The sequence below is a fragment of the Streptomyces sp. NPDC058751 genome (genome assembly GCF_042746485.1).
In the GTDB taxonomy this organism is placed as follows: domain Bacteria; phylum Actinomycetota; class Actinomycetes; order Streptomycetales; family Streptomycetaceae; genus Streptomyces.
Window position 1 is genome coordinate 103,324 of sequence record NZ_JBHYPZ010000034.1, and the last position, 9,445, is coordinate 112,768.

4 protein-coding genes are annotated in these 9,445 nt (G+C 72.7%); all 4 read left to right on the forward strand.

Going from position 1 to position 9,445, the window contains the following annotated elements; all coding sequences use genetic code 11:
• Positions 1–163: 163 nt before the first annotated feature.
• The 4 genes from ACFW6B_RS28430 to meaB all read left to right on the forward strand — a co-directional run bounded on the left by ACFW6B_RS28430 (position 164) and on the right by meaB (position 9,339).
• A complete protein-coding gene (locus tag ACFW6B_RS28430) occupies positions 164–4,240 on the forward strand; it encodes a molybdopterin-dependent oxidoreductase (protein WP_386600225.1) in 4,077 nt (1,358 codons plus the stop codon).
• Between the two features lie 133 nt (positions 4,241–4,373).
• Entirely contained in the window at positions 4,374–6,185 is a 1,812-nt protein-coding gene (locus ACFW6B_RS28435; RefSeq protein ID WP_386600203.1) for a methylmalonyl-CoA mutase family protein, read from the forward strand.
• Complete coding sequence (scpA, locus tag ACFW6B_RS28440; protein ID WP_386600205.1) at positions 6,185–8,359, forward strand: methylmalonyl-CoA mutase; 2,175 nt, start codon at positions 6,185–6,187, stop codon at positions 8,357–8,359. Before ACFW6B_RS28435 ends, scpA begins: the two co-directional genes overlap by 1 nt.
• Positions 8,356–9,339 (forward strand): methylmalonyl Co-A mutase-associated GTPase MeaB, encoded by a 984-nt coding sequence (gene meaB, locus ACFW6B_RS28445; protein ID WP_386600208.1) that lies wholly within the window; start codon positions 8,356–8,358, stop codon positions 9,337–9,339. Before scpA ends, meaB begins: the two co-directional genes overlap by 4 nt.
• Positions 9,340–9,445 lie beyond the last annotated feature (106 nt).

Genomic DNA, 9,445 nt, shown 5'->3' on the forward strand with positions numbered 1-9,445 from the left:
GTGTGGAGCGTGTAACCGCCGGTGATCGAGCGGTGTGACAACCGCGTAATGGGCCCTTCGTAGCGTCGGTGGGGAAAGGTACCGATCACACGGAGGGCCGCTCGTGACCACGACCACCCAGCAGGTGCGGACGGTCTGCTCGTACTGCGGTGTCGGCTGCGGGATGGTCCTCGACATCGGTACGGGGCCCGACGGACGGCGTACGGTCCTGAAGGCGTCCGGCGACAAGGCGCACCCCGCCAACTTCGGGCGGCTGTGCACCAAGGGCGCGACCACGGCCGACATGCTCGCCGCCCCAGGACGGCTGACCTCGGCGCTCGTACGGGCCGAACGGGGAGCGGAGGCCGAGCCCGCGCCGATGGAGGCGGCGATCGCCGGGACGGCCCGGCGGCTGCGCGCGGTGATCGACGAACACGGCCCGGACGCCCTCGCGTTCTACGTGTCCGGGCAGATGAGCCTGGAGGCCCAGTACCTGGCGAACAAGCTGGCCAAGGGGTTCGTCGGGACCAACCAGATCGAGTCGAACTCCCGGCTGTGCATGGCGAGCGCGGCCACCGGCTACAAGCTGTCGCTGGGTGCCGACGGCCCGCCCGGCTCGTACCAGGACTTCGAGCACGCCGACGTCTTCCTCGTGATCGGCTCCAACATGGCCGACTGCCATCCGATCCTGTTCCTGCGGATGATGGAGCGGGTCAAGTCGGGCGGCGCCAAGGTGATCGTCGTCGACCCCCGGCGCACCGCGACCGCGGACAAGGCGGACCTGTTCCTCCAGGTGCGGCCCGGAACGGACCTGGCGCTCCTCAACGGCCTGCTGCACCTGCTGCACGAGAACGGGCACACCGACCCCGCGTTCATCGCCGCGCACACCGAGGGGTGGGAGGCGATGCCGGAGTTCCTGGCCGACTACCCGCCCGCCGCGGTCGCCGGGATCACGGGCGTCCCGGAGGAGGACATCCGCGAGGCGGCCCGGCTCATCGGCGGGGCCGGGGAGTGGACGAGCTGCTGGACCATGGGCCTCAACCAGTCCACCAACGGCACCTGGAACACCAACGCGCTGGTGAACCTGCACCTGGCGACGGGCGCGATCTGCCGGCCCGGCAGCGGCCCCTTCTCGCTGACCGGCCAGCCCAACGCCATGGGCGGCCGGGAGATGGGGTACATGGGTCCGGGGCTACCCGGCCAGCGGTCCGTCCTGGTCGCGGAGGACCGTGCCTTCGTCGAGGAGCTGTGGGAGCTGGCCCCCGGCACACTGCGCGAGGACGGGGTCGGCCGGGGCACGGTCGAGATGTTCCGGAAGATGGCCGACGGGGACATCAAGGCCTGCTGGATCATCTGCACGAACCCGGTCGCCTCCGTGGCCAACCGCAGGACCGTCATCGAGGGGCTGGAGCGGGCGGAGTTCGTCGTCGCCCAGGACGTGTTCGCCGAGACCGAGACCAACGCGTACGCGGACGTCGTCCTGCCGGGAGCGCTGTGGACCGAGACCGAGGGCGTCCTCGTCAACAGCGAGCGCAACATGACCCTCGCCCGGCCCGCGGCGGAACCTCCCGGCGAGGCGACGGCGGACTGGAGGATCATCGCCGCCGTCGCCCGCGCGATGGGCTACGAGCGGGGCTTCTCGTACGACAGCGCGGAGGAGGTCTTCGAGGAGATCAAGCGCGCCCACAACCCGAAGACCGGCTACGACCTGCGGGGCGTCAGCTACGAGCGGCTGCGGTCCGCTCCGGTGCAGTGGCCCGCCGCGCGCGAGGACGGCCCCGACCGCAATCCCGTCCGCTACGTGGACGGGCGCGGGGGCGGCCCGGTCTTCCCCACGGCGAGCGGCCGCGCGGTCTTCCACGCCCGCCCGCACCTGCCTCCCGCCGAGATGCCGGACGACGACTACCCGTACGTCCTGAACACCGGGCGGGTGCAGCACCAGTGGCACACCCTCACCAAGACGGGCAGGGTCGCCAAGCTCAACAAGCTCAACCCCGGGCCCTTCGTGGAACTGCACCCGGAAGACGCCGCCGCGCTCGGGATCGCCGACGGCGACTCGGTGGAGGTCGCCTCCCGGCGCGGCCGGGCGGTGCTGCCCGCGGTGGTGACCGACCGGGTGCGGCAGGGCTGCTGCTTCGCGCCCTTCCACTGGAACGACCTCTTCGGTGAGTACCTGAGTGTCAACGCCGTCACCAGCGACGCCGTCGACCCGCTGTCCTTCCAGCCGGAGTTCAAGGTGTGCGCGGTGTCGCTGGCGAAGGTGGCGGCCCCGGTGTCCGTGACGGTGCCGCACACGGCCGCGGTCGCGGCGACAGCGGGGGCGGGTGCCGACGCGCGTCCCGCCGCCGTGGCCGCCGCGGGCGGGGCACCCGCCGTACCGGCCGCCCCGCCCGCGGGCCCCGCGGGGGTCTTCGGGCTCGCGTCCGCGCCGCCGCCGGTCCTGGCCGAGCACGAACGGCAGTACCTGATCGGCTTCCTCGCCGGTCTCGAATCGGGGACTCCCGGCGTGCCGGTGCTGCCGCCGGGCGCGCCGTTCAGTCCCGGGCACGCCCTGTGGGTGAACGGCGTGCTCGCGGGCATGTACTCCCGGACCGCTCCGGGAACGCCCGCCCCGGTCCCGGAGCCCGCCGGCCCCGTCCGGGAGGTCGTCGTCCTGTGGGCCTCGCAGACCGGCAACGCCGAGGAGTTCGCCGCGGCCGCCGCCGACCGGCTCACCACCACCGGGCACAGGGCCACCCTGGTCGGCATGCACGACGCCCACCCGGGGGAACTGCCCGCCGGTGCCGACGTGCTCCTGATCACCAGCACCTTCGGTGACGGGGACGCCCCCGACAACGGCTCCGGGTTCTGGGACGCCCTGGCCGCACCCGACTCCCCCCGCCTGGAAGGCCTGCGCTACGCGGTGCTCGCGTTCGGCGACTCCTCGTACGACGACTTCTGCGGGCACGGCCGCCGCCTCGACCAGCGCCTCGGCGAACTGGGCGCCGTACGCCTCGCCCCGCGCACGGACTGCGAGCCCGACTACGGGCCCTCGGCCACCGCCTGGCTCGACCAGGTCCTCGCCTCCCTGACGGACGGCACGGAGGCGGCCGTGCCGGGGGCACCCGCTCCCCCGGCGGCACCTCCCCCGGCCCCGCCGAAGAGGCCGGGTCCCGTCACCGCCCGGCTGACCGGGAACGAGCTGTTGAGCCTGCCCGGCGCGGACAAGGAGGTCCGGCGCTTCACCTTCGACACCCGCGACAGCGAGACCCCGCTCGTCTACGAGGCCGGCGACGCCCTCGGCGTACGCCCCGTCAACGCCCCCGGACTCGTCTCGGAATGGCTGGCCGTCACCGGACTCGCGGCGGAGGACATCGTGCGCCTGGAGGGGGTCGGGGAGATCCCCTTCCACGACGCCCTGCACCGGCACCTGGACATCACCCGGATCACCCCCGCGCTGCTGCGCTTCGTCGCCGAACGCACCCACGACCGGGTCCTGAAGAAGCTCCTGCGCCCCGACAACAAGGACGAACTGGCCCGGTGGTCCTGGGGCCGTCAGGCGGTCGACCTCGTCGCCGAACACCCGGTACGGGCCGGTGCCCAGGAATGGGCCGGGGTGCTGAAACCGCTCCAGCCCCGGCTGTACTCCATATCCTCCAGCCCGCTGACCGACCCCCACCTCGTCTCGCTCACGGTCTCCGTCGTCCGCTACGAGAACCCCGGCGGGCTGCCGCGCCAGGGCGTCTGCTCGCCCTTCCTCGCCGACGCGGCCCCCGGCACGCCCGTACCGGTCTTCGTCCAGCCCTCCCCGAGGTTCCGGCCGCCGGCCGACCCGGCCACCCCCATGGTGATGGTGGGCCCCGGCACCGGGATCGCGCCCTTCATGGGTTTCCTGCACGAGCGACGCGCCCGCGGCCACCACGCACCCAACTGGCTCTTCTTCGGCGAGCAGCACCGGGCCACCGACTTCTACTACGAGGCCGAGCTCGCCGGGCTCCTCGCCGACGGCACCCTCAGCCGCCTCGACACGGCCTTCTCCCGCGACCAGCGGGCCAAGGTCTACGTCCAGGACCGGATGCGCGAACACGGCCCCCAGCTGTGGTCCTGGCTCCGCGACGGGGCCCACTTCTACGTGTGCGGCGACGCCTCCCGCATGGCCAAGGACGTGGACCGGGCCCTGCGGGACATCGCCGTCGCCCACGGCGGCCACACCCCGGACGGCGCCGCCGCCTACCTCAAGCAGCTCACGGCCGAGAGGCGGTACGTCCGCGACGTGTACTGACCGCGGCCGGCCGGGCTCACCGCCCGGCCGACCGCGGGAACCGGCGGGGAGATCTGGATCACCGGTACCGAGAGGTCAAGGTCACAGCCTGGGCCTCTGCTGTCGCCCTAGTCCTCTGACCTAGCATCCGAGCATGACAGTCCTGCCCAACGACGGGCTCGCGCTGGCCGCCGAGTTCCCCTCCGCGACCCATGACCAGTGGCAGCTCCTGGTAGAAGGAGTGCTGCGCAAATCGGGCAAGGAGGTCTCGGGCGCGGCCGCCGAGGACGCGCTGTCCACCACGCTCGAGGACGGTCTCGCCACCCGTCCCCTCTACACCGCGCGCGACACGGCCGCCGACACCGGTTTCCCCGGCTTCGCCCCCTTCGTCCGGGGCGGCAGGCCCGAGGGCAACACCGCGGGCGGCTGGGACGTACGGCAGCGGCACACGGCGGCGGACAACTCCCTGGTCCTCGGCGACCTGGAGAACGGCGTCACGTCGCTGTGGCTCACGGTCGGCGAGGGAGGCGTCCCGGTCTCCTCGCTCGAAGCCGTCCTGGACGGCGTCTACCTCGATCTGGCGCCCGTCGTCCTCGACGCGGGACGTGACGTCGGGGCGGCGGCCGAGGAGCTGCTGCGGCTGTACGCGGCCCGCGGTGTCGCTCCGGGGGCCGCGCGCGGCAACCTCGGCGCGGACCCGCTCGGCCACGAGGCCCGCACGGGGACGGCGATGGACTTCGCCGGGGTCGTCCCGCTCGCGCTGCGGTGCTCCGGCGAGTACCCCGGGCTGCGCGCGCTGACCGTCGACGCCCTGCCGTACCACGAGGCGGGCGGCTCGGCGGCGCAGGAGCTGGGAGCCTCGCTGGCGACCGGCGTCGCCTATCTGCGCGAGCTGACCGAGGCCGGGCTGTCCGTCGAACAGGCCTGCGCGCAGCTGGAGTTCCGGTACGCGGCGACCGCCGACCAGTTCCTGACGATCGCCAAGCTGCGGGCGGCGCGCAGGCTGTGGGCGCGGGTCGCCGAGGTGTGCGGGGCACCGGCCGCGGGCGCTCAGGTGCAGCACGCCGTGACCTCGCCGGTGATGATGTCGCGCCGCGACCCGTGGGTGAACATGCTGCGCGCGACCATCGCGACGCTCGCGGCCGGTGTCGGCGGCGCCGACTCCGTCACGGTCCTGCCCTTCGACCACGCCCTCGGCCTGCCGGACGCGTTCGCGCGGCGCATCGCCCGCAACACCTCGACGATCCTCATCGAGGAGTCGCACCTGTCCCGGGTGATCGACCCGGCGGGCGGCTCCTGGTACGTGGAGCGGCTGACCGACGAACTCGCCCACGCGGGCTGGGAGTTCTTCCAGGGCATCGAGCGGGACGGCGGCCAGGCCGCGGTCCTGCGCTCGGGCCGGCTGGCGCGCGACCTGGCGGACACCTGGGCGGCCCGTTCGGTGAAGCTCGCCAAGCGGCGCGAACCGATCACCGGCGTCAGCGAGTTCCCGCACCTGGCCGAGCGCCCGGTGGAGCGCGAGCCCGCTCCCGAGGCGCCGGCCGGCGGCCTGCCGCGGGTGCGCCGCGACGAGGCGTACGAGGCGCTGCGGGCCCGTTCCGACGCGCATCTCGCCGCCACCGGGGCCCGCCCCCGGATCTATCTGGCCGCGATCGGCCCCGCCGCCGCGCACACCGCGCGGAGCACCTTCGTCGCGAACCTGTTCCAGGCCGGTGGCATCGAGCCGGTCACGGAGGGTTCGTTCGAGGACAGCGGCGCCACCGAGGCCGTCCTGTGCTCCAGCGACGCGCTGTACGAGGAGCGGGCCGTGAGCACGGCCGAAGCCCTCGCGGCGGCCGGGGCCCGGCACGTCTTCCTGGCCGGCCGTCCCGCCGGGTACGCCGGTGTCGACTCCTACGTCTTCGCGGGCTGCGACGCCGTCGCCGTCCTCTCCGCCACCCTCGACCGCATGGGAGTGTCCTCCTGATGGGAATCCCCGACTTCTCCGGGATCGACCTGGGGACACCCACCGCCGAAGGCGGCGCCGACGAGTGGAAGGCCGCCGCCGCGAAGGCCACCGGCGCCGGTGAGGCGTTCTGGGAGACCCCGGAGGGCATCGCGGTCAAGCCGCTGTACACCGGCCGTGACCTGGAGGGCCTGGACTTCCTGGAGACGTACCCGGGCGTGGCGCCGTATCTGCGCGGTCCGTACCCGACGATGTACGTCAACCAGCCCTGGACGATCCGCCAGTACGCGGGTTTCTCCACGGCCGAGGAGTCCAACGCCTTCTACCGCCGCAACCTCGCCGCGGGCCAGAAGGGCCTGTCGATCGCCTTCGACCTGCCCACGCACCGCGGTTACGACAGCGACCACCCCCGGGTGACGGGTGACGTCGGCATGGCGGGCGTGGCCATCGACTCCATCTACGACATGCGGCAGCTCTTCGACGGCATCCCGCTGGACAAGATGACCGTGTCGATGACGATGAACGGCGCCGTGCTGCCCGTCCTCGCGCTGTACATCGTGGCGGCGGAGGAGCAGGGCGTACCGCCCGAGAAGCTGGCCGGAACCATTCAGAACGACATTCTGAAGGAGTTCATGGTCCGCAACACCTACATCTATCCGCCGAAGCCGTCGATGCGGATCATCTCCGACATCTTCGCGTACACCTCGCAGCGGATGCCGCGCTACAACTCCATCTCCATCTCCGGGTACCACATCCAGGAGGCGGGCGCGACGGCCGACCTGGAGCTGGCGTACACCCTCGCGGACGGTGTGGAGTACATCAGGGCGGGCCGGGAGGCGGGGCTGGACGTGGACGCGTTCGCGCCGCGGCTCTCGTTCTTCTGGGCGATCGGCACGAACTTCTTCATGGAGGTCGCCAAGCTGCGGGCGGCGCGCCTGCTGTGGGCGAAGCTGGTGAGGCAGTTCGACCCGAAGAACTCCAAGTCCCTCTCCCTGCGCACCCATTCGCAGACGTCCGGCTGGTCGCTGACCGCCCAGGACGTGTTCAACAACGTGACACGCACGTGTGTGGAGGCCATGGCCGCCACCCAGGGGCACACGCAGTCGCTGCACACCAACGCGCTGGACGAGGCGCTCGCCCTGCCCACCGACTTCTCGGCGCGGATCGCCCGCAACACCCAGCTGCTGATCCAGCAGGAGTCCGGCACGACCCGGGTCATCGACCCGTGGGGCGGCAGCGCGTACGTGGAGAAGCTGACGTACGACCTCGCGCGCCGGGCCTGGCAGCACATCGAGGAGGTCGAGGCGGCGGGCGGCATGGCGCAGGCCATCGACGCCGGCATCCCGAAGCTGCGGATCGAGGAGGCGGCGGCCCGCACCCAGGCCCGCATCGACTCCGGCCGCCAGCCGGTCATCGGCGTCAACAAGTACCGCGTGGAGTCGGACGAGCAGATCGACGTCCTCAAGGTCGACAACTCCTCCGTCCGCGCCCAGCAGATCGAGAAGCTGCGCCGGCTGCGGGCCGAGCGCGACGGCCAGGAGGTCCAGGCCGCGCTGGAGGACCTGACGCGGGCGGCCGCCGGTGAGGGCAACCTGCTGGAGCTGGCGGTGCGCGCGGCCCGCGCGAAGGCCACCGTCGGCGAGATCTCCGACGCCCTGGAGAAGGTGTACGGGCGGCACGCCGGCCAGATCCGTACGATCTCCGGGGTGTACCGCAACGAGGCAGGGGAGTCCCCTTCCGTGGACCGCACCCGCACGCTGGTGGACGCGTTCGAGGAGGCCGAGGGCCGGCGCCCGCGCATCCTGGTCGCCAAGATGGGCCAGGACGGTCACGACCGCGGCCAGAAGGTGATCGCGACCGCCTTCGCCGACCTCGGCTTCGACGTGGACGTGGGCCCGCTGTTCCAGACGCCGGGCGAGGTGGCCCGGCAGGCGGTCGAGGCGGACGTGCACATCGTGGGCGTCTCGTCGCTGGCCGCCGGACACCTCACCCTCGTACCGGCGCTGCGCGAGGAGCTGGCGGCGGAGGGGCGTGAGGACATCATGATCGTGGTCGGCGGGGTCATCCCGCCGCAGGACGTGCCGACGCTGCTGGAGATGGGCGCGGCGGCGGTCTTCCCGCCCGGGACGGTGATCCCGGACGCGGCGTACGACCTCGTCCAGCGGCTCTCTGCCGACCTCGGGCACGACCTGTGATCGAACTCGACACCTATGTCAAGGGTGTGCTCGACGGGAAGCGGGCGCTCATCGCCCGCGCCATCACGCTCGTCGAGTCCACCCGGCCCCAGCACCGGGCGCTGGCGCAGGAGTTGCTGACCGAACTGCTCCCGCACAGCGGGAAGGCCCGGCGCATCGGCGTCAGCGGTGTGCCGGGCGTGGGCAAGTCGACCTTCATCGACGCGTTCGGCACGATGCTGACCTCGCTCGGTCACCGGGTCGCCGTGCTCGCGGTCGACCCGTCCTCCAGCCGTACGGGCGGCTCCATCCTGGGTGACAAGACCCGGATGGAGCGCCTGGCCGTGGACCCGGCCGCGTTCATCCGCCCCTCCCCCACCGCCGGCACGCTCGGCGGGGTGGCGAAGGCGACCCGCGAGTCGATCGTGGTGATGGAGGCGGCCGGCTACGACGTGGTGCTGGTGGAGACCGTCGGCGTGGGCCAGTCCGAGACCGCGGTCGCGAACATGGTCGACTCCTTCCTGCTGCTGACGCTGGCCCGCACCGGGGACCAGTTGCAGGGCATCAAGAAGGGTGTCCTGGAGCTGGCGGACGTGATCGCCGTCAACAAGGCGGACGGTCCGCACGAGCGCGACGCGAAGTCGGCGGCGCGTGAACTGGCGGGCGCGCTGCGGCTGATGCACGGCAAGGACGCCGTCTGGACGCCGCCGGTGCTGAGTTGCAGCGCCCGCGAGTCGGCCGGTCTGGACACCCTGTGGGAACGGCTGGAGCAGCACCGGACGCTGCTCGACTCGACCGGCGCCCTCGCCGAGAAGCGCCGGGACCAGCAGGTGGACTGGACCTGGAACATGGTCCGGGACGAGCTCCTCGGCCGGCTGCACTCCGACCGGGCCGTACGGGAGGTCGCCCCGGAGCTCGAACGGCAGGTCCGCGAGGGCGGGTTGACGGCCACCCTCGCGGCGGAGCGGATTCTGAAGGTGTTCGGCGGCGAAGGCCGCTGAGTCGGACGGCGGTGGCGGGGCAGGTCGGAGCCCGGCCACCGCTCATACCCGCGGCCGCCCGCCGCGGCCCGCGTGAACGCCACGGGCCCCCGGAGTGATCCGGGGG